This window comes from Halorussus vallis (genome assembly GCF_024138165.1).
GTDB classification, from domain to species: Archaea; Halobacteriota; Halobacteria; order Halobacteriales; family Haladaptataceae; genus Halorussus; species Halorussus vallis.
Genome location: NZ_CP100000.1, coordinates 2,318,329 through 2,344,296, shown reverse-complemented (window position 1 = coordinate 2,344,296; position 25,968 = coordinate 2,318,329). Strand labels below are relative to the sequence as shown.

Sequence of the window (25,968 nt, the reverse complement as noted above, 5' to 3'; positions counted from 1 at the left end):
CCCTCTTAATTCGGTGACGCCGTTCTGCTGGGTTTTCCCCGAAAACGATGTGTTATACGCTCCCTACGCCCCCCGAAACCGACCGTTACGCCCCCGTGAGTGGGGTTGGTTAGCACGGTAACGCCCGGTTCCGACGGAACGTTCGGGACGATTCACCGCGGCGTGGCGACGTTACCGGTCGTAATCGCTCCCGATGACCTCTCGAATCCGTTCTGCGGTCACCTGCCCCACGCCGTCGACTTCCAGTAAATCGTCCTCGCGGGCGGTCATCACCGACTCGACGGTCTTGAACTTCTCCAGCAGCGAGCGGGCGGTCACCGGGCCGATGTCGGCGATGGAGGAGACGACGTACTCCTGTTGTTCGGCCAGCGTCTTGCTCGCTTTCTCGCCGTGCATCGACACCTCCCTGCCGTCGCGCTCCTGTTCGCGCGTGGCGATGACCTCCAGCAGGTCGGCGGTGTCCTTCTGGTTCCGGGTCCGGAGGACGCTCGCGCCGAAGTCGACCGCCAGCGACGACAGCGCGCCCCGGATGGCGTTCGGGTGGACGTTGCGCTCCTCGTAGAGGCCGTCGCCCTCCAAGATGACGACCGGGCGAGCGTAGTGGCGGGTCGCGTCGCCGACCTGCTCGAACATCGAGCGGTCGCCGCCCGTCAGGGTGTCCAGGAAGTCCGAGACGGACTTGCGTTCGACCACCACGCGGTCGCTCAGCACGTAGTCGCCGACCGACAGGGTTTCGAGGCGAGTCGTCAGGCCGTCGCGGGTCGAGAGGTCCTTCGCGATGGAGGAGTCGAGTTCGCGCTGGTCGACCACGATTTCGACGTTCTCGTCGTCGGGGCGCGCGGTCGCGACGACGCCCTCCTCGTCGGCGTCTTCGGCCTGGGCGGTCGTCTCGGTCCGAGTCGTCGCTTCGGTCCCGGCGGCCGTCTCGGCGTCTGCGGCGTCGGTATCTTCGGTGTCGACGTCTGCGCTGTCGGCATCCGGAGACGCGGCGGAATCGTCGGTCCCGCGCTCCTCTTGGACGTCCTCCGCTTCGGCGTCTTCGTCGTCGCCGTCCTCATCGTCTCCGACGAACGTCTGCAGGCCGGGGTCGACGTCGGTTTCTCGGCCGCTCTCGCCCGCCGGTCCGTCCGACCCGCCGAAGTCGCCAAGTTGGCGCTGGGAGTCGTCGAGTTCCTCCTCGACCTCGTCGGCGACGCCCTTCAGTTTCCGCATCTCCTCTTCCATCTCGCCCTCGCGGCGCTTGGAGATCCAGAAGTACGCCTCGTCGCGGGTGTCCTCCGCGAGGAGCACCGCGACCCGGCCCTCGGCCTGCCGGCCGGTCCGGCCCTTGCGCTGGATGGACCGGATGGCGGTCGGAACCGGTTCGTAGAACAGCACGAGGTCGACCTCGGGTACGTCCAGGCCCTCCTCGGCGACGGAGGTCGAAACCAGCACCTCGAACTCGCCGGCCCGGAAGGCGTCGAGGGTTTCCTGCTGTTCCTTCTGGGTCATCCCGCTGGAGCCCTCCTTGTCGCCCTGGCCGACGAACCGCCGGGCGTCGAAGTGCGCGCCGAAGAACTCGGTCAGCGCCTCGGCGGTGTCCCGCGACTCGGTGAACACGATGACCCGCTGGCCGCCCTCGATGCCCAGCGTCTCGGCGATGCGGATGCGGGCCCGCGAGTACTTCGGGTGGAGGCCGTCGTAGTCCTCGGCCCGGCGCATCGCCTCCTGGACCTTGGGTTCGGAGACGAACCGCTGGCTGGCCTTCGACGCGCCCGACGACCGGGCGGCGTTGCGCTGGCGCTCGAAGTACCGCCGGAGCGCCTCGACGCTCTGGGTTTCGACCAGTTCGACCGCCCGCCGGAGTTTCATCACCTCGGCGTGGGCCGACATCCCCTTGTAGCCCTCCGACTGGTCGTTGTCGATGAGCTTCTGGAGTTCACCCCGAACCTTGTTGAGGTCCTTCTGGGAGACGTCGGGCCGGGTCGTGTTGATCACCCCGAGTGTCTTCAGTTTCTCAAGTCGGTCGGAGATGACTTCGTTTATCGCGTCCCGAATCTCGATGATTTCGTCGGGTAGTTCGACGCGCTCCCACTCGACCTCGGTGTCGTGGGTGTATTCCTCGACGTCGCTGTCCTCCTCGGTCATCACCTCGACGTTTCCGATGCCGAGGTTCTCGCAGACGTCCAGAATCTCGTCCTTGTCGCCGCCGGGCGAGGCGCTCATCCCCGTGACGAGGGGTTTCTCGGCGTCCTGATGGTAGCGCTCGGCGATGTAGTTGTACGCGTAGTCGCCGGTCGCGCGGTGGCACTCGTCGAAGGTGAGGTGGGTGACCGGCGCGAGGCTGACCCGGCTTCCAACGAGGTCGTTCTCGACGACCTGGGGCGTGGCGATGACGATTTGGGCCCGCTCCCACAGTTCGGCGCGGTCGGCGGGGCTCACTTCGCCCGTGAACACGACGATGTCCTCGTCGGGAATCGTCAGCGCCTCCCGGTAGAAGTCGGCGTGTTGCTGGACCAGCGGTTTGGTCGGCGCGAGGAAGAGCGACTTCCCCCCGACGTTCGCCAGTCGCTCGGCGGTCACGAGCAGACTCACCGTCGTCTTGCCGAGCCCCGTCGGGAGGCTGACGAGGGTGTGGCGCTCTTTGGCCCGACCCGCCAGTTGCAACTGATACATTCGTCGCTCGATGAACTCCGGGACGAGGAGTTCGTGGTCCACGTACTGCTCCCCGGTCGTCGCCATTCGTAGCGGGGTTCGTCGCGCTCCGATTAAAGAGTTCGCTTATCGGGGTGAAAGTGAAATTCGTCAGTCGTCGGCGCTCTCGCCGACCGCCTCCATCGACGTCGACTCCTGGGTCGGGGTCGTGAACGGGGTGATGGCCGCCGTCCGCTCGGCGACGACCGAGATGCGGAGGACGTACGAGAACAGCAGCGCCAGCGGCGCGCTCGCGACGGTGGTGTACACCGGCGTTATCAGCGATAGCTGTCGCGGCGAGAGGAACGGTCGTCGGGTGCTGATGAACACCTCCATGACGAGGAGACCGCTGAAGACGACCGGGATGCCGACGTACAGCAGTTCGCGGGAGAGCCGCGAGAGCTCCTCCTGGATGTACACCGTCTTGAGGTACTGACGCGCCACGTCGATGTCCTTGAGCCGCGTCACCAGCGTCTCGAGTTCGCGCTTCGCGTCGGGCGTGAGGTCCTCGCTGTACACCGTCTCCAGTCGCCAGATCTGGTGGATGTCTTCCGAGTAGTTGGTGTCGAGGGTGATGACGAGCGCCTCGAAGATGGTCGTCCCCTTCTCTCCGAGTTCCTGAATCGAGTAGTCGACCTGCTCTTCGAGCGGTCCGAGGACGCCCTCGAACGACTCCACGGCATCGTCGGTGGCGATTTCGTCCGCGTCGGACTCGAGTTCCTGAAGCGTGTCGCGGACGCCCCTGAGCAGGACTTCGAGGAACGCCGCCGGGGTCGCGGGAGCCACGTCCCGCTCGACCAGTTCGGTCGCGTCCTCGCGGTAGGTCGTCGTGTCCTTGATCTGGTCTTCGAGTTCCCCGGGCGCGCTCAACTGCCGCGAGATGACGAGTTGGCTGATCGAGATGACGATGGTGAGCAGGGTGAAGTTCCCCCGATGACGGCGCTCGACAGGTAGAACAGCGGCACGACCTGCTGGGTGGTCGAGGTGATGACGAGCTCGATCGACGCGAGCACGACGAAAAACGGGACCAGCAACCCGGCCGCGATCGCCGGTCTGCTTCCGTGGAGCAGGACGAACTCGCGAAGTCTCTCCTTCGCTTTTTCTCCCTTCGAGCGGTCGTCCGTCACCTCCGGGCCGACGATCGTTTCCCGGTCCTGGACCCCGTCCGTGTCGTTCGGGCCTGGGTCCATGGCATCGGTGGTAACGTTCCCAGTCTAAAGTTCGATTCGGCCGCCTGTCCTGCGATTCACCGGCCGAAATCGCTCTCGGCCGACCGACGCTCGCCGGCCGATACTGAAACGGATTTCAGTAACTCCCGCTACAGAAACGTAGTTCAGATTACACTTATGCCGGCGGCGCACCATGGTCTAACTGTGATGAAACCACCCGAAAAACAGCTTCCGACCCCGCTCCGCGGCACCGCTACCGAATACGGCCTCGGAACCACGCTGGTGCTGAGCGCGATGCTGTCGGTCGGCATCGTCGCGGCGACGCTGGCCGTGACGTTGGTCGGTCCGGCGCTCGCCGCCTTCGGACCCGCCCGGATGGCACTCGCCGTCGCCGGCGCCGTCGCCTTCGTCGCGCTCGCGCTTGCTGGCGCGACGAAAGCGATGGCCGAAGTGACCCGCCGGCGTCGCCTTCGCCGCAGCGAAGGCCGAACCCGGCGCTTCTGCGTCCCGCGCGTCGGCGTCTGCCTGGAGGTGTAGCGCGGAACCGATGGACGTCTCGGCGTACCTCGCCCGCCTCGGCCTCGACCCCGCAGACGTCCGACCCCCGAACCTCCGGGCGCTCGAACGCCTCCAGCGCGCCCACGTGGCGACGGTCCCTTTCGAGACGCTCGCGATAACCGGCGACCCGTTCGACCGCCGCGACGGCGAAGGAGTGTCGCTCTCCCGCGCCGACCTCTACGACAAACTCGTCGAGCGCGAGCGCGGGGGCTTCTGCTACGAACTCAACGGCCTGTTCGGCTGGTTCCTCGGCGAACTCGGCTTCGACGTCGAGCGCCGGGCCGCGATGGTCCTCAGCGACGACGGTGCTAGACCGCCCGCGAACCACCTCACCCACGTCGTCTCGCTCGACCGGCAGTACGTGGCCGACGTCGGCCTCGGCGTCCCGACGATGCGGCGGCCGGTCGCGCTCGACGGCGACGCGACCGACCCGGACGCCGCGGGCGTCGCGTGGCGCGTCGCCGAGAGCGACCGTCCCGATGTCGACTTTGCCGCCGAGTACCGCGAATCCGGCGGCGACTGGACGACCCGGTACGTCTTTCGCGACGTCCCGCGCGAGACGTCGTACTTCGAGGCCACCTGCGAGTGGCTGGCGACCGCACCCGAGTCGCCGTTCACCGGCGACCCCGTCGTCAGCCTCGCGACCGAGCGCGGCCACCGGAAGCTCTCGCCCGGCGCGCTGACCCACCGGACCGCCGCGGACGAACGCGAGCGCTCGCTCGACGAGGCGGAGTACTACGACGCGCTCGAACGCGAATTCGGAATCGACTATCGTCCCCGCTGACCGCCGGCGACCGCCGATGCATCGGCGGTCGCCGGCGTCCCTTCGGCGCTCCACCGAACCTCTCGGCGCTCTCCTTCCCGGCTTCGTAGAACGACGGGTCACTTCCTCGACTTCGAAATCGACGATTCGGGGGTTAGAGCGTAGGGAGATACTGCAGCGCCAGGTACATCGCGACCGCCGCGCCCACCGGAATCGTGAGGTTGTCGTCGATGACGTAGCCCGCGATGACGGGTTTCGCGCCGTCGGCCAGCGTCGCCGCCAGCGCGCCGAACGCCGCGGTGGTCACCGGGAGTCCGTACAGGCTGGCGATGAGCATGCAGACGCCGAAGGTGAGCAACAGGGTGTGGGTCGCCTTCACGCCGAGTTCGCCCGACCCGACCAGGCCGCTGATGGGGTCGGCGATGGTGAGCATCAGCATCGCGGGGATGGCCACCCTGGGGTCGAAGGCGAGCGCCGCGGCGGTCATCCCGAACATGTACAGCGCGTAGCCGGCGAGGTTCTCCTGCTCGTACTCGCGGGTGAGTTCGTCGAAGATTTGCCAGTCGAGGCCGACCAGCAGTCGGACGGCCTCCAGCGCGAGCGCGGCGACCGAACTCGCCACCAGCAGGTAGCGCAACTGCTCGTAGGTCGCCAGTCCGAGCAGGTACAGCGCCGGATACCCCGTCCCGGCGACGTGGACGAGCCGGCGCTTGACCTCGCTGTGGAGTGACACGGGTTACTGTTCTGGCGCGGGTGCGTCGAGGTCCGCGAAGGTGGTTTCGCCCGCCCGGAGGTCCGAGAGCAGGCCAGGCAGGTCCGAGATCGCTACCCGGACCTGCTCGGTGGAGTCACGTTCGCGGAGGGTTACGGTGCCATCTTCCAGGCTCTCGTAGTCGACCGTGACGCAGAACGGCGTGCCGACCTCGTCCTGGCGGCGGTAACGCCGGCCGATGTTGCCCGAGTCGTCGTAGGTCACGTCGAACCCTTCCGCGCGGAGTTCGTCGGTGATCTCCCGGGCGCGCTCGCCCATGCCGTCCTTGTCCATCAGCGGGAAGACGCCGACGAACGTCGGGGCGACGCTCGGTTCGAGCGCGAGTCGCTTGCGACTCTCGCCGTCTATCTCGTCTTCCCGGTAGGCGTGGTCGAGCACGGTGTAGATGACCCGGTCGACGCCGATGGACGGTTCGACCACGTGGGGCGTGATGTGCTCGCCGGTTTCCCTGTCCTCGTCGACGCTGAAACCGGTCTTCTCGACCGGAACCGCGTACTCCTCGCCGTCGACTTCGACGGTGACTTCGTCGGCGTCGAACGCCGCCCGGTCGCGCTGGGCGAGTTTCTCGAGTTCGTCGGCCACGTCGCCCGCCGCGCCGCCGAACTCCGGACCGAGGTAGCTCATGTCGGGTTCGACGGTGGCGCGCTCGACGACCTTCTCCTCGTCGTACTGCTTGAAGACGGTGAAGTCGTCGTCGGAGTACTCGTCGTGCTTGCTCAGGTCGTAGTCGCTCCGGTAGGCGTAGCCCGTGATTTCGATCCAGTCGCCGTCGACCTCCGCCTCGGCGTCCCAGCAGTCGGCGGCGTAGTGGGCGAGTTCGCCCGAGAGGTGCTGGCGGAACCGGAACCGGTCCATGTCGACGCCGATGGTTTCGTACCACTCTTTGCCGACGCCCAGGTAGTAGGCGACCCACTCGTGGACCAGGCCGGAGTCGACCGCCTCACGGACGGTCATCTCGACGTACTCGTTGTCGCCGTCCTCGCCCTGGTTCTCCGCGGGGTAGAGGGTGAGTTCCACGTCGGCCACCCGGTCGATGTCGGGTTCGTCTTCGGTCGGGTCGATGAAGTGTTCGAGTTCGGCCTGGGTGAACTCCCGGACCCGGATGATGGACTTGCGGGGGCTGATCTCGTTGCGGTAAGCCTTGCCGATCTGGGTGATGCCGAACGGAAGTTGGTTGCGGGCGTACTCGGCGAGTTGCGGGAACTCCACGAAGATGCCCTGTGCAGTCTCGGGCCGCAGGTAGCCCGGCGAGGAGCTACCGGGGCCGATGTTCGTCTCGAACATCAGGTTGAAGTCCTCGACCGACACGCCGCCGAGGTCCGCGCCGCAGTTCGGACACGCCAAGTCGTTGTCCGCGATGAGTTCTTCGACCTCCTCGATGGGGAGGCTCTCGGCCTCCTCGATGTCGGTGTTGTCCTCGATGAGGTGGTCGGCCCGGTGGCTCTCGCCGCACTCGGGGCACTCGACCAGCATGTCGTCGAAGGTGTCCAAGTGACCCGACGCCTCGAAGACGGGTTCGGGCATCACGGTCGGGGCGTCGATCTCGCGGTGGCCCTCCTGGACCTGGAAGCGGTCGCGCCAGGCGTCCTCGACGTTCTGCTTGAGGGTCGCGCCCTCCGGACCGTAGGTGTAGAAGCCCGAGACGCCGCCGTAGGCGCTGGCCGACTGGAAGAAGTAGCCGCGGCGCTTGGCCAGTTCGACGAGGTCGCTCCGGCTCATTCGAGCGCCTCCAGCAGGTTGATGTCGCGGACGATGCCGACGAGTTCGTCGCCGCTGACCAGCGGAATCTGCTCGATGTCGTGGCGGAGCATCGTCCGGGCGGCGTCCATGGCGGTCTTGTTCGCCGAGACGGTCACCACGTCGGCGGTCATGAACTCGCCGACCGGCGCGGCCGGAATCTCGACGTTCCGGGTCGGCAGGTAGCGGTTGCCGACCGCCTTGATGCCCTCCCACATCCACTCGTCGTCCTCGTTGGCGAGGCTCTCGCCGGTTTCCTCCTCGCCCTCGACCACGCGGGCCACGTCGATGATGTCGACCTCGGTCAGCACGCCCTCCATCTCCCCCTCCTCGTCGAGCACGATGGCGTAGGGAACGTTGGCGTAGTAGAGTTCGCGCTCGGCGACGGTGAGGGGCGTCTCGACGTAGGTGGTGTTGATGTCCCGGGCGGCCAGATCGCCGACTGGCGTCTCGCCGTCGGCGTCGCCGTCCGCGATGGCCCGGACCACGTCGGTCACGGTGACGATGCCTTCGAGTTCGCCGTCGACGACCGGCACCCGGCGGGTTCCCTCCTCGACCATCAACGCCGCGACCTCCTCGATGGTGGCGTCCTGGGTCGTGGTCGGAACCTCGCGCATCAACAACGCGAGTTGGTCCTCGTCGGGGTTCTCGATGAGGTCGTCCCGGGAGATGAGCCCGCGGAACTGCTCGCCGTCGTCGTTCTTGACCACGGGGACGGACGAGAACGACCGCTCCTGTAGGTACTCGAGCACGTCGTCGCGGGTGCCCGGAAGCTCGACGGTAACGACCTCCGAGCGGGGCGTCATGGCTTCGCCGACTTTCATGTTCGCCGGATACGTGACGGGCCTTCTTGTAGTCTACGAAGCCCACGGGTCTGGCTTCGCGTCTCCGTCGAATTCGACTCCGAGAAGGCCGGCCGAAAACGAGCACCGCGACTCTCGCGACCCTGACCGCTCTCTACTCGTCAGTTTCGTCGGCGTCCGCGTCCCCGTCGTCCGGCATGTACTGTTCGTACCGCTGGGGGTTCGGGAAGAACTTCTCGGCGTCGTCGTGACGGAACGACCCCAGGTGAGTTCCGTCGAGTTTCTGGACGTGGGTGTACATCTCGTCCTCCTCCAGCGCGGTCGTGACCAGACCGGGGGCATGGCGCAGTTCGAAGTTCCCCGCGATGAGGATGGCCTGCTCGGTGTCGGGGTCGAGCAGTTGGGTGACCACGAACGCCCGACTATTCATCTCGTTGCGGAACACCTGGTACTGTGGGAACTTGCCGGTGTCGACCATCTCGGCGAACGGTTCGGCCTTGTTACCCGGCACGACGTGGACGAGCCCCCACCGGTCGGTTTCGCCCGCGTCGGGGTTCGTCGGTGCGGTGTGGCCGGCGGCGATGGTCAGCACGTCCCAGCCCTCTTCCTCCAGTTCTTCGGCCATCGCCTTCATGTCCTCGAGCGTCCGCTGCCACGCGCCTTTCTCGACGTCGGCGCTGGCCGCGATTCGCTCGGCGTAGTCCGGGTTGTCGTCGCCGGCCCCTGTCTCTGGCATGTGTGGCTCTGTCGTCCCACTCCCGGTAAAAGTTGTTGTTTAATCGCCGTCGACTCCGGGCGTCTCGCGGTGCGAGACGCCCGGAGTCGAGTCGAACGTCGGAACGCCGAGACGAATGGTCGAGAAACCGTCACCCGACGATGCCGAACACCGTCTCCATCGCGAACGACCAGGCGAGCACCGCGAGGCTGGCGACGAACAGCTTCGCCGCCTTCGACAGTCGCTCGTTAGGCGGCAGCGAGTACCGCGACAGCGGCGGAATGCGCTGGACCGCGGCTTGGAACTTTGTCTCCGTGCGCGAGCCCACGACCGTCCCCGTCGGGCGCTCTTTGATGATCTTGATGTCGCCGTCGTCGGTCCGCTCGGTGTCCCACGGCGGGTCGGGCCGCATCTGGAACGTCGAGTAGCCGAACAGCAGGATGCCGAGCACGAACATCACGTACTTGGCGGTCACCAGGCCGCCGCCGACCAGCAGGCCGACGACCGTCCCGAGGGCGAACACCACGAACGACACGACCACACCGTAGACGACCGCGTCGAGCGCTTGCCGCGCGCGTCGGGACGCAGTCGCCATCACTCGTTGAGTCGCTCGGTGTACGGCGTGAACTCGTCGGGCTCGGTGTAGTCGGGCAGGTGACGGTGGCACTCGCTGACCCGCCCCGAGTCGCTGACGACGTGGTGTTCGGGCGTTTCGGCGTCGCAGATGCTCCCGAACTCCTCGCGGAGGTACTCGCGGGCTCGCTCCTCCTCGTTGTTCTCGACGTAGCTCGCGGCCGCGTCGACGTGCTCGCGCACCTCGTCGGGCACGACGAGATCGCCGAACAGTTCGTCGCGAATCTCGGCGATGTCCGAGAAACGCGTCTCCATCCCGAGCAGCTCCTTCGCCTGCTCGGTGAGGGTCTTCTCGGCGCGCGACCGCTCGCGGAGCACCTCGCGGAACACTTCGATGGCGACCCACAGGTCGGCGTCCATGTTCTGGTACTTCTCGGGCCGAATCTTCATCGGACACCGGGTCGTGAACGGACAGCCGGTCGGCGGGTCGCGCGGACTCGGCGGCGTCCCTCTGAGCGTGATGCGGTTGCGCTCGGCGGTCGGGTCGGGTTCCGGAATCGCCGACAACAGCGCGTGGGTGTAGGGGTTCTTGGGGTTCTCGAACAGTTCGTCGGTTTCGCCCAGTTCCATGATGTTACCCAAGTACATCACGGCCACCCGGTCGCAGATGTGGCGCACCACCGAGAGGTCGTGGGCGATGAACAGGTAGGTCAGTCCGAACTCGTCCTGGAGGTCCTCCAGCAGGTTCAAAATCTGGGCCTGGACCGACACGTCGAGAGCGCTCACCGGTTCGTCGAGCACGACGAACTCCGGTTCGAGCGCGAGCGCCCGGGCGATGCCGATGCGCTGGCGCTGGCCGCCCGAGAACTGGTGGGGATAGCGGTAGTAGTGTTCGGGCTGGAGGCCCACCACGTCCAGCAGGTTGCGCACCTTCTCCCGGCGCTCCTGGGGCGTCTTCCAGTCGTGGACGTCCAGGGGCTCGCGGATGATTTCGCCGACGGTCATCCGGTCGTTGAGGCTGGACTCGGGGTCCTGAAACACCATCTGGCTGTTGCGCCGCCACTGTTTGAGGTCGCTGCCCGACAGCTCCGTGATGTCGGTGCCGTCGAACAGCACCTCGCCGGAGGTCGCGTTCTCCAGTTGGATGAGCGTCCGACCCAGCGTCGTCTTGCCACACCCCGACTCGCCGACCAGCCCGAGCGTCTCGCCGCGTTTGATCTCGAAGTTGACGCCGTCGACCGCCTTCACGGGGTTCGACTCGAACACCGCGTCTTCGATGGCGCCTCCCACGTCGTAGTAGGTCTTGAGGTCGTTGACCTCGACCAACGTTTCGCCGGTCGAGACGCTGACTGACTCCTCCTGTATCTGCTCGCTCATCGTTGGCTCACCTCGCGTTCGTCCTCGTACCGCTCGTGTAGTTCGACCGCCTCAGCCTCCGAGCGGTCCTCGGGGTACAGCAGGCAGGCGGCGGTGTGTTCTTCGGCCTCGGCGTTGACGGGCACCGACTCCGGGTGGACCTTCGTGCACTCGTCGAACGCCTTCGGACACCGTGGTTCGAACCGGCAGTACGTCGCCGGTTCGTTCGGCGTCGGCACGTCGCCCTCGATGGTTTCGAGCCGCTCGGCGTCGGGCTGGTTGCCCGGAATCGAGTTCAACAGCCCCTGCGTGTAGGGGTGACGCGGGTTCTCGAACAGGTCGACCACCGGCGCGCTCTCGACGATCTCGCCCGCGTACATCACGTTCACGCGGTCGGATATCTCCGCGATGACGCCCATGTCGTGGGTGATGAACATGATGGAGAGGTCTCGCTCCTCTTGGAGGTTCTCCAGGAGTTCGAGGATTTGGGCCTGGATGGTCACGTCGAGGGCGGTCGTCGGCTCATCGCAGATGAGCAGTTCGGGGTCGCAGGCCAGCGCCATGGCGATGACGGCCCGCTGGCGCATCCCGCCCGAGAATTCGTGGGGGTACTCCTTGACCCGCCGGGAGGCGTCCGGGATGCCGACCGCTTCGAGCAGGTTGATGGCCTCCTCGGTCGCGTCCCCGCCCCGCATGTTCTGGTGGAGTCGCAGCGACTCCTTGATCTGATTGCCGACCGTGTAGACCGGGTTGAGCGACGTCAGCGGGTCCTGGAACACCATGGCGATGTCACCGCCGCGGAGTTTCCGGTACTGGCGCTCGCTCTTCTCGGTCAGTTCCTCGCCGCGGAACTTGATACTGCTGCCGTCGAGGATGCGGCCGGGCGAGTCCACCAGCCCCATGATGGAGCGGGCGGTGACGCTCTTGCCCGACCCCGACTCGCCGACGATGCCGACGGTTTCACCGCGCCGGATGTCGAAGTTGACGCCGTCGACCGCGCGGATGACCTCCTTGTCGGTGAAGAAGGCTGTCTGGAGGTTCTCGACCGAGAGGATCGGTTCCTCCTCGGCGCGGGTAGCCCGAGTCTCTTCGGTCGCCATCAGGCACCACCTCCGGCGGCCGCGGCGGCCTCAGTGCCTTCGCCTTCCCCGCTCTCGCTCTGGGGGTCGATGGCGTCGCGGATGCCGTCGCCCAGCGCGTTGAACGCGGTCACGACCAGTACGATCATCACGCCGGGGATGAACGAGATGTGCCACGACGCGGTGGTGACGTACCCCTGGCCGACGTTGACCGCCCGTCCCCACTCGGGGGTCGGCGCCTGAACGCCGAGTCCGAGGAACGACAGGCCGGCGACCGCGATGATGATGCCGCCGAGGCTCATCGAGGCGTACACCAGCAGGTAGCCGAGGATGTACGGCGCCATGTGCTTTCGCATCGTCACGCTGGGGCGCTGTCCGAAGCTCTTGGCGGCGTCGATCCACTCCTGTTCGGCGACCTGCATCGCCGGACCGCGCACCGCGCGCCACAGGAACGGCCACCCGGTCGCGGCGAAGATGACCGCGAGCAGGAAGCCGCCGTTGTACATCTTCGAAATCCACGTGCCGCCCAACACCACCGATAGCAGCATGACGAACAGTAGTCTCGGGAGCGACATGATGGAGTCGCCCGCGATGACCACCGCGAGGTCGACCAGCCCCTTGAAGTAGGCGGTCAGCAGCGCGAACGACACGGCGATGAGGCCGCTGACGCCGATGGACACGACGCCGATGAACAGCGACACCCGCGCTCCGGCCATCATGAACGTGAACATGTCCTTGCCTGTCGGCATGGTCCCGAACGGGTGGAAGCGGTTGAACTCGTCGTAGGTCATCGGCCCGACGTTGCGGGAGGGCGTCCCCTGCGACCGCGCGCCGAGGTTCGCCGTCCCGACGGTGACGTTCTTCAGTTCGCCCGCCTCCTCGTCGTAGTAGTGGAGGTAGTGCGAGTAGGGGTCCTGGATGGTCCGCTCGACCGTCGTCGGCCCGAGCGCGGGCGCGAAGACGGCCATCACGACGAACGCGAACACGATGATCGCACCGAACTGCCCCCAGCGGTGACCGCGGAGGCGGTCGACCATGTCGTCGCGGGGCGTCCAGTCGGCGTACCGGTAGTTCTCGCGGAAGATGAGGTAGCCCTTCCAGAGCCACACCATCCACACGAACGCGTAAGCGTACACAAGGACGACCCGAATCGCCCACACGTAGGCGGCGGGCAGTCCGAGGAACGTCTCGTGCCACCCGGAGTCGGGCAGCCAGTAGCCGTTATTCGGGATGAGTTCGCGCGACAGCAGCGTCGGAATCTCGACGGGCGTCCCGAACAGCCCCGTCACGAAGTTGATCACCGCGCCTATCTCCAACAGCAACAGCACCGAGGCGCCCGCGAGCCACAGCATCGCCGGCCGCGGGTTCTCTTCGACGCGTTCGCGGAGCGTGAGTTCCTCGCCTTCGTCGGTGCCACCACTCATCTCAGGCACCCCCGTCGTACCCGACTCGCGGGTCGATTATGGTGTACAATAGGTCCTGCAGGATGTTGATCACCACGACCAGCAGGATGAAGATGAACATCAGCGACCCGACCAGCGGCATGTCGCCGTTCTTCACCGCCTGGAAGAACAGGTAGCCGATGCCGCTGATGTCGAAGACCGACTCGACGAGCACCGACCCGCCGATGAGGATGAACGCCTCGCCCGTGATGATGGGCACCAGCGGGATGAGCGCGTTCCGGAAGATGTGTTTCCACACGAGCGACCGCGGCGGAACGCCCTTGGCCTTCGCCGTCTCGATGAAGTTGGAGTTCACGGTTTCGAGCACCGCGGTCCGACCGATGCGCATCTCGTTGCCCATCGACGCCGACCCTAGCACGATGGCGGCCGGCGCTATCTTCTTGAGCGCCCCGAGGAATCGGTCCGGACTCGTCACCAGCGTCCAGATGTCCTTCGGAAGGTTCGGCGGTCCCGTGACGTTGGTCGGAACTATCCAGTTCTGCCAGTCGAACCCGAACAGCATCTTCTCGGACTGCGAGAGGACGCTCATCAGGATGACCGCGAGCCAGAAGTTCGGCATCGCCCGCCAGACGATGCCGCCGAACGAGGCGACGTAGTCGCTGAACGTGTTGGGGTTCAGGCCCGCGTAGAAACCCAGCGGAATGCCGATGAACAGCGCGATAATCACCGACCAGAACCCGAGCCAGATGGTTCGGGGCGCGTAGCCCAGCACCAGCGTGTAGACGCTCACGTTCGGTTGGACCACCCACGACTGCCCCAGGTCGAAGGTGAAGAGGTTGATCATGTAGTCGATGTACTGCTGCCACAGCGGTTCGTTCAGACCGAGTTGCTCCCGAATCGTGTTGTACGCTTGCGGGTCGCCTTTCGGTCCCAGAATCGCCGACACGGGGTCGAGCGGTCCGGCACGAATCACCAAGAACGTTATCGAGGCCCCGAACAGCAGTATCGGTACCGATAGCAGTACCCGCTTCGCGAAGTAGCGCCACCGACTCATGGCGTATCACCGCCACCTCGGTAGCGCGCGTCGAACTGGTCGTTCCCAAACTGAACCGCGCACATAGGTGAACGTTTTGCGGGACCGCTCATTATGTCTTGCGCTTTCCCGTATACTCTTTCGTGGTAATTAGACGGTCGCCGTCGCTATCGGACCCCGCCCGCCGAAAGAAAAGTGAAACCGCGTCGACGCGTTACTTGTCGCGCTTGCTGAGGGTGACCTTGTTGTACATCTGGCGGGTTTCGCCCGCACCGCCGAACATCTCGATGTCGGCCCAGTCGTACCACATGCGGTCCTCGAACGAGTGGAACAGCGGCAGCATGGCGACGTCCTCCCAGTTGGCCTCCTCCATCGTGATGTAGGCGTCGTTGCGCTTCTTCTTGGCGGCTTCCGTGGGCGCGGAGTTCTGCTGGACGATCTTCCACGCGTCGGTCGCCTGCTTCGCCGCTTTCGTGTCGCTCCAGTTGAGGTAGGAAGCCGGGCCCTTGATGGACGTGTCGGTCTTCGGTGGGTACAGCAGCTGGAGGAAGTTGTCCGGCGCGGGCCAGTCCATGATCCAGCCCAGCGTGTACGCCTGAAGCTTCCCGTTGCGGCCGCGCTTGGTCATGGTGGAGAACGGCGTGACCTCGACCGTGATGTCGATGTGCGCCGCCGTCAGCTTGTCCCGGAGCAGTTTCGCGATCTCCTGGAAGACGGGCGACTCCTCGTACGCCGTCAGCGTGACCTTGGCCTTCTTGTCGGGGCCGTAGCCCGCGTCCTTCATCACCTTCTTCGCCTCGTTGATGAGGGTCTGGGTGTTACCGTAGGGGTAGTTCTTCCCGTGCTTCTCGTAGTTGTTGGGACCGCCGGGGAAGATGGCGGGCGGGACGAAGTGCGACGCCGGCTGCACGCGTCCCTTGAAGATCTCGCTGGCCGCGACCTTCTGGTTGGCCGCGTACGCGAATGCCTGACGGACGGGCTTCTCGACCTTGTCGGTGTTGAAGCCGATGTAGTAGTTGTTGATGGTCGCGACGCGGGCGAAGTTGACCTTGTCGCCGTTGCGGACCGGGCCGTATTTACCGAACTTGCGGCCGCTCTTGTCGGTCCGGTCGATGGACATCTTCTTCGGGTCGAACTTCGAAGTGGGGATGTCGAAGACGTCGGCGTTCTTGCTCATCACGTAGTTGTACCGAGCGTTGGCGTCCGTGACGATGTTCCAATGGACGCCGCCGACCTTCGCTACCTGACCGTGGTAGTCGTCGAACCGCTTGACGCGGGCCTCGGTGTTGCTCTGCCACTTCTCGAAGACGAACGGGCCGGCGCCGACGGGGTCCTTCGCGAACGCGCTCTGCTTCATCTTCCCGTCGTAGCCCTTGATGTCGCCGACGATTCCCTCCGGAATCACGGCGAACGACGTGTACGCCAGCATCTCCAGCGTGGAGTGGAACGGCTTGGCGAGTTCGAACTTGAGGGTGTGTTCGTCCTCGGCGGTCACCGCCATCGAACCGGGCTTGTACTCCGGTTTCTCGGCGCTGGGGTCGTACTGACCGCCCTTCTTGTCCTTGGCCTTCATGCCGATGGACTCGAGGATGAAGTACGACCGGCGGGAGTTGGGCGACGCCGCGAGTCGCTCCCACGAGTAGACGATGTCCTTGGCGGTGACCTTGTCACCGTTGTGGAACTTCGCGTTCTCCTTGATGTTGACGGTGTAGGTCTTCTGGTCGTCGGAAACCGTGTAATCCTTGGCCAGCCGCGGTTTGACCTCGATCTTCGCGTTCGGGTAGTTCATCAGCGGTTCGTGAACCTGCTGGATGACCTCACCCGATTCGGCGTCGGTCGACGCCACGGGGTCGAGCGTGGTGAGCGTCGAACTCGTGAGTCGGAGGTAGTTCTCCGGGACGGAACCGCCCGAGTTGTTGTTCTGCTTCTCCGTCGTCGTTCCGCTGTCGGTGGTCGTTCCGCTGTCGGTGGTCGTTCCCTGGCCGCTGTCGTCGGTGTTGCCGGTACAGCCGGCGAGAGCCACAGCCGATGCCGCACCGCCGGTCGCCTGCAGGAAGCGACGACGGCTGAGGTTGTTAGTATCTGTCATCCAACCGCTCATTGTGAATGGGACCGGATAAACCTACCGTTTATTAACCGGGGAATGAGAAGCCTAACTCTACGATTAATTTACTTCTAGACGTATTCTACGTGAGGTTTTCACGCTTCGGCACGCTCGGACGCTCGAAGATTGTTTTTGTCCTGTCGTATGTTGTCTACTGACGCACACAGTTGGGCGTTTCCCGCCGTTGTCATTAGTGTGCCGTGGTACCTTACTCCACAGGGGTATTTCCCTCGTTTCTTCTCCGCAGTCGGACATTCTGTCGTTCCGGAGTGTTTATAACCCATGGTACCAATCCACACATATGGTCCCTGACACGGCCACCGCGCTCGACGCGGTCCTAGCGGACGGCAACGTCATGGCCTCGGTCGACGACGACGGTCGCACCGAGCGACTCATCATCGCCGACACCACCGCTGACGACGCGTGGCTCTCCGTACCGACCGCGGGAAGCACCTCCCTCGCCGAGTGGCGATAGCGCCCTCGGACCCTGCCGACGCTCCCCGCGACGGTCGACTCGCCTTCTCCGCCGGTAACGCGAGATGACCGCTCGACAACGGACCAATACTCAACCTTTTTGCCGACGGTGTTCGTTGCCGTGAGTATGAACTACCGGGAGGTCTCCGGGGACCGTGAGTTCGTCGCACGGCTTGGTCACGGCGAGGACTGGCGCGGAGAAATCGAGTCGCTGGCGGACGAGGAGGACGTGGACGCGGCGTGGTTCGTCGCCATGGGGGCGGTGTCGGACGCGACCGTCTGGTTCTACGACCAGTCGGAACTGGAGTACCGCGAGGTCGAGTTCGACGAACCGCTCGAAGTCGCCGCCTGCGTCGGTAATCTCTCGTGGCTGGACGGCGAGCGGTTCGCCCACACCCACGCCGTCCTCTCGCGGCGGAGCGGCCAGACGCTCGCCGGTCACCTCGATTCCGCGACCGTCTTCGCCGGCGAACTGTACGTGCGAAGCTTCGAGGACGAACTGACCCGCGAGCGCGACGACTCGACCGAACTCGACCTGTGGCTGTAACATGCGGGAGGCAGACGAACGCTACTTCGAGCGCCTCGAATCGGGCCTAGACGAGGCGTTCGATGTCGCCGAGACCGCTCGCGCGAGTAGCGGCGACCCCAAGCCCGAAGTCGAGATTCCGGTCGCGAAGGACATGGCCGACCGCGTCGAGAACATCCTCGGCATCGAGGGCGTCGCCGAGCGCGTCCGCGAACTCGAGGGCGAGATGTCCCGCGAGGAGGCCGCCCTCGAACTCGCCGAGGACTTCGCGGAGGGTCGGGTCGGCGACTACGAGACGCGCGAGGGGAAGGTCGAGGGCGCGGTTCGCACCGCGGTCGCCCTGCTCACCGAGGGCGTCGTGGCCGCGCCCATCGAGGGCATCGACCGGGTGGAACTGCTCGAAAACGACGACGGCACCGAGTTCGTCAACGTCTACTACGCCGGGCCGATTCGCTCGGCGGGCGGGACCGCCCAGGCGCTGTCGGTGCTGGTCGCCGACTACACCCGGACGCTCATCGGCGTCGAGGAGTACCAGGCCCGCACCGAGGAGGTCGAGCGCTACGCCGAGGAGATAAACCTCTACGACAAGGAGACGGGCCTCCAGTACTCGCCGAAGGACAAGGAGTCGAAGTTCATCGCGAAGAACATGCCCATCATGCTCGACGGCGAGGCGACGGGCGACGAGGAGGTTTCGGGGTTCCGCGACCTCGAACGCGTCGACACCAACAACGCCCGCGGCGGCATGTGTCTGGTGCTCGCGGAGGGCATCGCGCTCAAGGCGCCCAAGATCCAGCGTTACACTCGGAACTTAGAGGAGGTCGACTGGCCGTGGCTCCAGGACCTCATCGACGGAACCATCGGCAAGGACGACGGCGACGACGAGGCTGCCGACGAGAGCGACGCCGACGCCGAGGACGCGGACGCCGAGGACGCGGACGCCAAGGAACCCGAGGAAACCGGCCCGACGCGGGTCGAACCCGCCAAGAAGTTCCTCCGGGACCTCATCGCCGGTCGCCCGGTCTTCGGCCACCCGAGCGAGGCCGGCGGCTTCCGCCTGCGCTACGGGCGCGCGCGCAATCACGGGTTCGCGACCGCGGGCGTCCACCCCGCGACGATGCACCTCGTCGACGACTTCCTCGCGACGGGGACCCAGATAAAGACCGAGCGCCCCGGCAAGGCCGCGGGCGTGGTCCCCGTCGACTCCATCGAGGGGCCGACGGTCAAACTCGCCAACGGCGATGTCCGGCGCATCGACGACCCCGCAGAGGCCCTGGAGGTCAGAAACGGCGTCGAGGCGATACTCGACCTCGGGGAGTACCTCGTCAACTTCGGCGAGTTCGTCGAGAACAACCACCCGCTCGCGCCCGCCTCCTACACCTTCGAGTGGTGGCGCCAAGACCTCGAAGCCGCCGGGGCCGACGTCCAGGCGCTGGCCGACTCCCCCACCGTGGACCTCGAAGACCCGAGTGCCGAGGAGGCCGTCGAGTGGGCGACCGAGTACGACTGCCCGCTCCACCCGAAGTACACCTACCTTTGGCACGACGTCCCCGTCGAGGGTTTCGAGGCGCTGGCCGACGCGGTCGCCGCCGCCGACCGCGTCGGCGAAACGGACGGCGAGTTCGGCGCCGCCGGCGAAGTCGACGACGCCCTCGTCGTCGAGAACACCGACCTCGTCCGCCGGACGCTCGAATCCCTGCTGGTGCGCCACACCCAGGTCGAGGAGGAGATTCGCATCCCCGACTGGAAGCCCCTCGCGCTCTCGCTCGGCCTCTCGGCCGACCGCGAGAAGACGTGGGACGAACTCTCGGCACGCGCCCGTGAGTGGGGCGAAGACGAACCGGGCGACAACGCGATGGAGGCCGCCCGCGAGGTCGCGCCGTTCGCTCTCCGCGAGCGCGCGCCGACCCGCATCGGCAACCGGATGGGCCGCCCCGAGAAGTCCGAGAGCCGCGACCTCTCGCCGGCGGTCCACACGCTCTTTCCCATCGGCGAGGCCGGCGGGAGTCAGCGCGACGTGGCCGCGGCCGCCAAGCACGCGCCCGACATGTCCAGCACGCCCGGACGCGTCGAGGTGCAGGTCGGCCGCCGCGAGTGCGAGGACTGCGGCGACCACACCTTCAAGACGAAGTGCCCGGAGTGCGACGGCAACACCTTCCCGCACTTCACCTGCCCCGACTGCGACTCGGTGGTCGAACTCGACGAGTCGGGCCGAGCGGTCTGCGACCGCTGTGAGGTCGAGGCCACGCCGGTCGAGTTCCGGACCATCGATATCAACGAGGAGTTCCGGTCGGCCATGGAGTCGGTCGGCGAGCGCGAGAACGCCTTCGACACCCTCAAAGGCGTCAAGGGGCTGTCGTCGTCGTACAAGACGCCCGAACCCATCGAGAAGGGCGTCCTCCGGGCGAAACACGGCGTCTCGTCGTTCAAGGACGGCACCGTCCGCTACGACATGACCGACCTGCCCGTGACCAGCGTCCGGCCCTCGGAACTCGACGTGACCGCCGACCAACTTCGGGCGCTCGGCTACGAGCGAGACATCCACGGCGACGAACTCCGCCACGACGACCAGTTGGTCGAACTCAGGGTCCAGGACGTCGTCCTCTCGGACGGCGCAGCCGAGCACATGCTCAAGACCGCCGACTTCGTCGACGACCTGCTGGAACAGTACTACGGCCTCGAACCGTACTACGAGATGGACGAGCGCCAGGAACTGGTCGGCGAACTCGTCTTTGGGATGGCGCCCCACACCTCCGCCGCGGTGGTCGGGCGGATAATCGGCTTTACTTCCGCGGCCGTGGGATACGCACATCCTTATTTCCACGCCGCGAAGCGTCGCAACTGCTTCCATCCTGAGACGAAGGTCTGGTACGAGGACGAATCTGACGAGTGGCACTACGAGGAGATTCAGAAGTTGGTCGAGGAGCGATTGGAGGACCCGCGCGAGGACGACTTCGGCGCGCTGGTCGAAGAACTGGACGGTGACGTTCTGGTTCCCTCGATAGACGAGGACGGCGACAGAGTCCCGAAACCGGTCGAAGCCGTCTCGAAGCACCCTGCCCCAGACCACCTGTTGGAGATAGAGACACGGAGTGGCCGCGAACTGACGGTGACCCCCGACCACTCGATGCGACGGTGGGCGCCTGGTGGGGTGGAAGAGGTCGACGCGCGCGAACTCGATCCCGGCGACGAAATTCCGTCGCCGAAAAACGTCGAGTTTGCCGGCGAACGTACGGAAGTCGACCTCCTCGAAGAGTTCCTGTCGACCGACGCCATCCCGAATGACGACCTCGTCATTCGGGGTCTCGGTGCCGACCGAATTCGGAATCTCTTCGACTCGGCGACCGACGACGAAGGCTACTTGCAACCGGTCGCGGAGCGACTCGATAAGAGCAGTTCGTCGGTCTACAACTGGGTCGACCGCGACAGCGTTCCGGCATCCGTCTTCGTCACCCTCTTCGGAGAACGGGAAACCCTCGAGATGCTATCCGAGGACGTTTCTCTCGGCGTCCGCCGTGATACTGCATCCGTCAGCCGCATACTCGAAGTCGATCGAGACGTGGCGAAGGTTCTCGGCTACTACGCTGCCGAAGGGTTCACCCGCCGTGAAGCGGGCGAGTTCTACCAGACGACCATCTGCTCGCCCGACGACGAACCCCGGGACCACGTAGTCGAAACTCTCGAACGCGAACTGTCGGTGACTCCGTACGAAGAGAACGAGTGGAAGGTAACCACGTCGAGTCGGCTGGTTGCCGCACTCTTTAGTGATATCTTGGACGCTGGTGTGGTTGCGGAGACGAAGCGAATCCCCGACTGCGTTATGACCGCACCGAAACCGGTTCTGCGTGAGTTCCTTCGCGCGTACTTCAGTGGCGACGGAAGTGCGTCATCCGACAGAATCGATATCCGGGCGTACACCGTGAGCGACGAATTGAAGGAAGATCTCGTCGCCGCACTCAAGCGATTCGGTGTCGCCTGCAAGACGTACACCGAGACTCGTCGTCCGTCGACCGGAGCTGTCGCCGAATTCTACGGTGACGACCGGGTTCCGGAGTTCGAGTCGTGGGTCCTCAAGGTCACGTCGGAGAACGCCGCCAAGTTCGCCGACGCAATCGGATTCGACCTCGAAAGGAAGTCCGAGACGCTCGCGACTGCCCTCGAAACGACGCCAGTCCGCTCGCAGCGCCTCTTCGGGGACGGTGGCGACATCTGGCTTGACGAGGTCGCGTCGGTCGAGGTCGTCGAGAGCGACGTGGCGCACACTTACAGCCTCACCGTCGCGGACACCCACACGCTCGTTGCAAACGACCTCTTCGTCGGTCAGTGCGACGGCGACGAGGACTGCGTCATGCTCCTGATGGACGGCCTGCTCAACTTCAGCAAGGAGTTCCTCCCCGACAAGCGCGGGGGGCAGATGGACGCGCCGCTCGTGATGTCCTCGCGCATCGACCCCTCCGAAATCGACGACGAGGCCCACAACATGGACGTCGTCCGGGAGTACCCCCGGGAGTTCTACGAGGCGACCCTCCGGATGGAGGACCCCGACGACTGGGAGGACGAGGTGACCATCGCGGAGGCGAACCTGGGCACCGACCGCGAGTACACCGACTTCCACCACACCCACGACACCTCGAACCTCGCGCTCGGCCCGGACCTCTCGGCGTACAAGACCCTCGGGTCGATGATGGACAAGATGGACGCCCAACTCGAACTCGCCCGGAAGCTCCGGGCGGTCGACGAGACGGACGTCGCCGAGCGGGTCATCGAGTACCACTTCCTGCCCGACCTCATCGGCAACCTCCGGGCGTTCTCGCGACAGGAGACGCGGTGTCTCGACTGCGGCGAGAAGTACCGCCGGATGCCTCTGACCGGCGAGTGCCGGGAGTGCGGCGGCCGGGTCAACCTCACGGTCCACCAGGGGTCGGTGAACAAGTACATGGACACCGCGATTCAGGTGGCCGAGAAGTACGACTGCCGGGAGTACACCAAGCAGCGACTCGCGATCCTCGACCGCAACCTCGAATCGGTGTTCGAGAACGATAAGAACAAACAGAGCGGCATCGCCGACTTCATGTGAACCGTCGGTCCCGAACGCGCCGTCCGACGCCGCTTCGACCGAAAAATCACGACCGGTTCTTCAGCCGTTCTGCGTCGCGTTGGTTTCGCCGCCCGCGCCCGGGGTCGTCGTCTGGCCGCCGGTCGTCGTTCCGTTCTCCTCGCCCGGCCAGTCCACTTCCGAGGCCGGACTGAATCGGACCTGTACGACGCGGTTGATTCGCTCGTTCGGGTCGTCGGCCGCGAACCCTCTGACGTTCGTGAGCGCGTAGGTCACTGATTCATCGATCTCCGCGTCGGCGCGCGGGAAGAACAGCACGCGCTCGTTGGTGTTCTGATACTTGATGACCCGCGTCTGGTAGTTCTCGTTGATGGGTCTAGGAACGTTCTCCGGCAGCGACCCGAACTCCGGCGTCCAATCCAGCGACGGCGAGACGACCTGGAATCGGGCGAGCGAGTACACCTGGTCGAGGTACATCAGCGCCCGCATCGACGTCGGCGAGTCCTCCTGTCCGGCCCCGGTGGTGACGGCCGAACCGCCCAGACCCACCGCGCCCGCCGCCAGCGCGCTCCGTTTCAGCACTGTTCGCCGAGACATTGAACCGACTGTACGTTCGAACGCGTCGTTCGTGTCTTGCACGAGTCTCACCCCCGTTCGGCGGCGAAGCACCGCCGTCCAGGGCGTGGTTCGTTAACACGCCACACTAGGAAACCGTTGTGGCCGCGCGTCGGCGCCGAGACGACCCGAACTCCGACGATCCCGGAGATCTCCGCCGGTTCGTCGCGTCCCGCGGACGCCGAAGTTCCGTAACGCGAACGGTGAATCTTTATTCGGCCGATACTCGCCGTCGGAGGATGGCTTTCGGCCAATAACTTTCCACCTCGACGGTGTGCTGGATTGGAGAGTCGAACATGGCCGAATTCAGGGTTTCCGGGCTCGCGCCGCAGGACGCAGGACGAGGAATCGCGCGACTGACTCAAGCGGGACGAGAGGAACTGGGCGTCGAACCGGACGACGTCGTCACCATCACCGGCCGCCGCCGAACCGTGGCGAAAGTCGCTGGTAGCTACAAGGGCGACGAGGCCGACGTCGTTCGTATCGACGGAAACGTCCGCATCAACGCCGACGTGAACGTCGACGATTCGGTCGAGGTCGAGGCGGTCGACCCCGAACCCGCTTCGTCCATCACGGTCGCGCTGCCCGACTACGTCATCCTGCGCGGCGCGGAACCGCTGATACACCGCTACCTCGTCGACCGGCCGGTCATCCGGGGCGACACCGTCCAGATGCGACTGCTCGGCCAACCGTTCGTCTTCCTCGTGACGAAGACGAGTCCGTCCGGGCCGACCGTGATCACCGAGGAAACCGAAGTCCGAATTCGCGAAACCCCGATTACCGAGGAGGACCTCCGGGGCCGACAGGACGCACTCCCGGACATCACCTACGAGGACATCGGCGGACTGGGCCGCGAACTCGACCTGATTCGGGAGATGATCGAACTCCCGCTGCGCCACCCCGAACTGTTCCGGCGTCTCGGGGTCGCACCGCCGAAGGGGGTGTTACTCCACGGCCCGCCCGGCACGGGCAAGACCCTCATCGCGAAGGCGGTCGCAAACGAGGTCGACGCCAGTTTCCACGAGATATCCGGCCCGGAGATCATGTCGAAATACTACGGCGAGTCCGAACAGCACCTCCGGGAGGTGTTCGATGAAGCCCAGCAGGACGCCCCCGCCATCGTCTTCGTCGACGAGATCGACTCCATCGCGCCGAGTCGCGACGAGGTGACCGGCGAAACCGAGCGCCGTGTGGTCGCCCAGTTGCTGTCGCTGATGGACGGCCTGGAAGCCCGCGGCGACGTCATCGTCATCGCCGCCACGAATCGCCCGGACGCCATCGATTCGGCGCTCCGGCGGGGCGGCCGCTTCGACCGCGAAATCGAAGTGGGCGTGCCGGGCCGCGAGGGGCGACTCGAGGTCCTCCAGATTCACACCAAGGGGATGCCGCTGGCCGACGACGTCGACCTCGAAGAACTCGCCGAGCACACCCACGGCTTCGTCGGTGCCGACCTCGCGTCGCTCGCGCGGGAGTCGGCCATGCACGCGATTCGCCGGGTGCAACCCGACCTCGACATGGACGCGACGGTCATCCCTGCCGACGTGCTGGAGAGCATCGAGGTGACCGCCACCGACTTCGCCGAGGCGCGCCAGGAGATAGAACCGAGCGCGATGCGGGAAGTGTACGTCGAGGTACCCGACGTCACCTACGACGACGTGGGCGGCCTCGACCCGGTCAAGCGCGAACTGGTCAGGGCGGTCGAGTGGCCGCTCAGGTACCCCCAGTTGTTCGACAAACTCCGCACCGAAGCACCGAGGGGCGTGTTGCTGTACGGCCCGCCCGGCACGGGCAAGACGCTGCTGGCGCGGGCCGTCGCCAACGCCAGCGGCGTGAACTTCATCTCGGTGAAGGGGCCGGAACTCCTCGACAAGTTCGTCGGCGAGTCCGAGCGGGGCGTCCGCGAGGTGTTCCAGCGCGCCCGACAGAGCGCGCCCACCATCATCTTCTTCGACGAGATCGACGCCATCGCGCTCGAGCGCGGCGGCTCGTTCGACTCCCGCGTTACCGAGCGCGTGGTGTCCCAACTGCTGACCGAACTCGACGGCATCGAGGCGCTGAACGACGTCTTCGTGATGGGAGCGACCAACCGCCCGGACGTCATCGACCCGGCGCTGTTGCGCCCCGGCCGACTGGAGAAGAACATCTACGTGCCGATTCCCGACGTCGACGCTCGCCGCGCCATCTTCGCGGTCCACACTCGGGGTGTGCCGGCCGCCGACGACGTGGACCTCGACGCGCTGGCCGAGGAAACCGAGGGGTACACCGGCGGCGACATCGAGGCCATCGTCCGGGAGGCCAGCATGCTCGCCATGGACGAGGTGGTGCTCGCACTCGGCGGCGACGGCGAGGTCGACGAGACGCCGGACGAAGCGGAGATCGACGAGGCGGCGACGGGGCTCACCGTCTCGCACGAGCACTTCCGGGCGGCCCTGGAGAAGGTCAAACCGTCGGTCACCGACGACCGGCGCGAGTTCTACGAGGAGATGGTGAACGAACTCGGCGGGAAGGCCCAGACCGACGCCGACGACGGCGGCCTCGGTTTCCAGTAGCCGCGACCGGTCC

Annotated in this window: 20 protein-coding genes; 6 read left to right on the top strand and 14 right to left on the bottom strand. The window is 65.7% G+C overall.

The window, feature by feature from the left end; translation table 11 throughout:
- Positions 1–171: 171 nt before the first annotated feature.
- The 3 genes from NGM07_RS11895 to NGM07_RS11885 form a co-directional block, all read right to left on the bottom strand.
- On the bottom strand, positions 172–2,721 hold the full coding sequence (locus NGM07_RS11895) for a DEAD/DEAH box helicase (RefSeq protein ID WP_253511669.1): 2,550 nt from the start codon (positions 2,719–2,721) through the stop codon (positions 172–174).
- Between the two features lie 63 nt (positions 2,722–2,784).
- Positions 2,785–3,543, bottom strand: a complete 759-nt coding sequence (locus NGM07_RS11890) for a DUF7972 family membrane protein (protein ID WP_253511667.1) — start codon at positions 3,541–3,543, stop codon at positions 2,785–2,787.
- A complete protein-coding gene (locus NGM07_RS11885) occupies positions 3,540–3,863 on the bottom strand; it encodes a hypothetical protein (RefSeq protein WP_253511664.1) in 324 nt (107 codons plus the stop codon). The genes NGM07_RS11890 and NGM07_RS11885 overlap by 4 nt, the downstream gene beginning before the upstream one ends.
- Positions 3,864–4,049: 186 nt before the next feature.
- Between NGM07_RS11885 and NGM07_RS11880 the strand changes: the two genes are divergently transcribed.
- Together NGM07_RS11880 and NGM07_RS11875 are read left to right on the top strand one after the other, a co-directional pair.
- Entirely contained in the window at positions 4,050–4,379 is a 330-nt protein-coding gene (locus tag NGM07_RS11880; RefSeq protein WP_253511661.1) for a hypothetical protein, read from the top strand.
- A gap of 10 nt (positions 4,380–4,389) precedes the next feature.
- Positions 4,390–5,184 carry an arylamine N-acetyltransferase family protein gene (locus tag NGM07_RS11875; RefSeq protein WP_253511658.1) on the top strand — a complete coding sequence of 265 codons (795 nt, stop codon included), beginning with the start codon at positions 4,390–4,392 and terminating at the stop codon, positions 5,182–5,184.
- A 133-nt stretch (positions 5,185–5,317) separates the two neighbouring features.
- On the opposite strand, the gene NGM07_RS11870 is transcribed toward NGM07_RS11875, so the two are convergent.
- From NGM07_RS11870 to NGM07_RS11825, 10 genes are all read right to left on the bottom strand, one after another.
- The gene (locus NGM07_RS11870; protein WP_253511655.1) at positions 5,318–5,896 is read right to left on the bottom strand and encodes a diacylglycerol/polyprenol kinase family protein; all 579 of its coding nucleotides are present in this window, start codon (positions 5,894–5,896) and stop codon (positions 5,318–5,320) included.
- A 3-nt stretch (positions 5,897–5,899) separates the two neighbouring features.
- Complete coding sequence (glyS, locus tag NGM07_RS11865) at positions 5,900–7,654, bottom strand: glycine--tRNA ligase (RefSeq protein ID WP_253511652.1); 1,755 nt, start codon at positions 7,652–7,654, stop codon at positions 5,900–5,902.
- Positions 7,651–8,496, bottom strand: coding sequence for a CBS domain-containing protein (locus NGM07_RS11860; protein ID WP_253511649.1), 846 nt, complete (start codon positions 8,494–8,496; stop codon positions 7,651–7,653). The genes glyS and NGM07_RS11860 overlap by 4 nt, the downstream gene beginning before the upstream one ends.
- A 133-nt stretch (positions 8,497–8,629) precedes the next feature.
- Positions 8,630–9,211 (bottom strand): DUF7529 family protein, encoded by a 582-nt coding sequence (locus NGM07_RS11855; RefSeq protein ID WP_253511646.1) that lies wholly within the window; start codon positions 9,209–9,211, stop codon positions 8,630–8,632.
- Between the two features lie 130 nt (positions 9,212–9,341).
- Entirely contained in the window at positions 9,342–9,785 is a 444-nt protein-coding gene (locus NGM07_RS11850; RefSeq protein WP_253511643.1) for a DUF7555 family protein, read from the bottom strand.
- A complete protein-coding gene (locus tag NGM07_RS11845) occupies positions 9,785–11,140 on the bottom strand; it encodes an ABC transporter ATP-binding protein (protein ID WP_253511640.1) in 1,356 nt (451 codons plus the stop codon). Before NGM07_RS11845 ends, NGM07_RS11850 begins: the two co-directional genes overlap by 1 nt.
- The gene (locus NGM07_RS11840; RefSeq protein ID WP_253511637.1) at positions 11,137–12,219 is read right to left on the bottom strand and encodes an ABC transporter ATP-binding protein; all 1,083 of its coding nucleotides are present in this window, start codon (positions 12,217–12,219) and stop codon (positions 11,137–11,139) included. Before NGM07_RS11840 ends, NGM07_RS11845 begins: the two co-directional genes overlap by 4 nt.
- Positions 12,219–13,622, bottom strand: coding sequence for an ABC transporter permease (locus NGM07_RS11835; RefSeq protein WP_253511634.1), 1,404 nt, complete (start codon positions 13,620–13,622; stop codon positions 12,219–12,221). Before NGM07_RS11835 ends, NGM07_RS11840 begins: the two co-directional genes overlap by 1 nt.
- Position 13,623: 1 nt before the next feature.
- On the bottom strand, positions 13,624–14,655 hold the full coding sequence (locus NGM07_RS11830) for an ABC transporter permease (protein WP_253511631.1): 1,032 nt from the start codon (positions 14,653–14,655) through the stop codon (positions 13,624–13,626).
- 193 nt (positions 14,656–14,848) lie between these two features.
- A complete protein-coding gene (locus tag NGM07_RS11825; RefSeq protein WP_253511628.1) occupies positions 14,849–16,723 on the bottom strand; it encodes an ABC transporter substrate-binding protein in 1,875 nt (624 codons plus the stop codon).
- Between the two features lie 316 nt (positions 16,724–17,039).
- Here NGM07_RS11825 and NGM07_RS11820 point away from each other — a divergent pair, with 316 nt between their 5' ends.
- The 3 genes from NGM07_RS11820 to NGM07_RS11810 all read left to right on the top strand — a co-directional run bounded on the left by NGM07_RS11820 (position 17,040) and on the right by NGM07_RS11810 (position 22,812).
- On the top strand, positions 17,040–17,213 hold the full coding sequence (locus NGM07_RS11820; RefSeq protein ID WP_253511625.1) for a DUF7556 family protein: 174 nt from the start codon (positions 17,040–17,042) through the stop codon (positions 17,211–17,213).
- Between the two features lie 126 nt (positions 17,214–17,339).
- The gene (locus NGM07_RS11815; protein ID WP_253511622.1) at positions 17,340–17,759 is read left to right on the top strand and encodes a PPC domain-containing DNA-binding protein; all 420 of its coding nucleotides are present in this window, start codon (positions 17,340–17,342) and stop codon (positions 17,757–17,759) included.
- Position 17,760: 1 nt separating this feature from the next.
- On the top strand, positions 17,761–22,812 hold the full coding sequence (locus tag NGM07_RS11810; protein ID WP_253511619.1) for a DNA polymerase II large subunit: 5,052 nt from the start codon (positions 17,761–17,763) through the stop codon (positions 22,810–22,812).
- Positions 22,813–22,872: 60 nt separating this feature from the next.
- Here the strand turns inward: NGM07_RS11810 and NGM07_RS11805 are convergent, their stop codons facing one another.
- Positions 22,873–23,388 carry a twin-arginine translocation signal domain-containing protein gene (locus NGM07_RS11805; protein ID WP_253511616.1) on the bottom strand — a complete coding sequence of 172 codons (516 nt, stop codon included), beginning with the start codon at positions 23,386–23,388 and terminating at the stop codon, positions 22,873–22,875.
- 314 nt (positions 23,389–23,702) lie between these two features.
- Between NGM07_RS11805 and NGM07_RS11800 the strand changes: the two genes are divergently transcribed.
- Positions 23,703–25,955: a CDC48 family AAA ATPase gene (locus tag NGM07_RS11800; RefSeq protein ID WP_253511613.1), complete on the top strand. Its 2,253-nt coding sequence runs from the start codon at positions 23,703–23,705 to the stop codon at positions 25,953–25,955.
- Positions 25,956–25,968: the final 13 nt, after the last annotated feature.

Bases quoted from the DNA above. Each gene is read 5' to 3' on its own strand.
- NGM07_RS11895 (WP_253511669.1), bottom strand. From the start codon at position 2,721: ATGGCGACGACCGGGGAGCAGTACGTGGACCACGAACTCCTCGTCCCG.
- NGM07_RS11885 (WP_253511664.1), bottom strand. From the start codon at position 3,863: ATGGACCCAGGCCCGAACGACACGGACGGGGTCCAGGACCGGGAAACG.
- NGM07_RS11880 (WP_253511661.1), top strand. From the start codon at position 4,050: ATGAAACCACCCGAAAAACAGCTTCCGACCCCGCTCCGCGGCACCGCT.
- NGM07_RS11875 (WP_253511658.1), top strand. From the start codon at position 4,390: ATGGACGTCTCGGCGTACCTCGCCCGCCTCGGCCTCGACCCCGCAGAC.
- glyS (WP_253511652.1), bottom strand. From the start codon at position 7,654: ATGAGCCGGAGCGACCTCGTCGAACTGGCCAAGCGCCGCGGCTACTTC.
- NGM07_RS11860 (WP_253511649.1), bottom strand. From the start codon at position 8,496: ATGAAAGTCGGCGAAGCCATGACGCCCCGCTCGGAGGTCGTTACCGTC.
- NGM07_RS11855 (WP_253511646.1), bottom strand. From the start codon at position 9,211: ATGCCAGAGACAGGGGCCGGCGACGACAACCCGGACTACGCCGAGCGA.
- NGM07_RS11850 (WP_253511643.1), bottom strand. From the start codon at position 9,785: ATGGCGACTGCGTCCCGACGCGCGCGGCAAGCGCTCGACGCGGTCGTC.
- NGM07_RS11845 (WP_253511640.1), bottom strand. From the start codon at position 11,140: ATGAGCGAGCAGATACAGGAGGAGTCAGTCAGCGTCTCGACCGGCGAA.
- NGM07_RS11840 (WP_253511637.1), bottom strand. From the start codon at position 12,219: ATGGCGACCGAAGAGACTCGGGCTACCCGCGCCGAGGAGGAACCGATC.
- NGM07_RS11835 (WP_253511634.1), bottom strand. From the start codon at position 13,622: ATGAGTGGTGGCACCGACGAAGGCGAGGAACTCACGCTCCGCGAACGC.
- NGM07_RS11830 (WP_253511631.1), bottom strand. From the start codon at position 14,655: ATGAGTCGGTGGCGCTACTTCGCGAAGCGGGTACTGCTATCGGTACCG.
- NGM07_RS11825 (WP_253511628.1), bottom strand. From the start codon at position 16,723: ATGACAGATACTAACAACCTCAGCCGTCGTCGCTTCCTGCAGGCGACC.
- NGM07_RS11820 (WP_253511625.1), top strand. From the start codon at position 17,040: ATGGTCCCTGACACGGCCACCGCGCTCGACGCGGTCCTAGCGGACGGC.
- NGM07_RS11815 (WP_253511622.1), top strand. From the start codon at position 17,340: ATGAACTACCGGGAGGTCTCCGGGGACCGTGAGTTCGTCGCACGGCTT.
- NGM07_RS11810 (WP_253511619.1), top strand. From the start codon at position 17,761: ATGCGGGAGGCAGACGAACGCTACTTCGAGCGCCTCGAATCGGGCCTA.
- NGM07_RS11805 (WP_253511616.1), bottom strand. From the start codon at position 23,388: ATGTCTCGGCGAACAGTGCTGAAACGGAGCGCGCTGGCGGCGGGCGCG.
- NGM07_RS11800 (WP_253511613.1), top strand. From the start codon at position 23,703: ATGGCCGAATTCAGGGTTTCCGGGCTCGCGCCGCAGGACGCAGGACGA.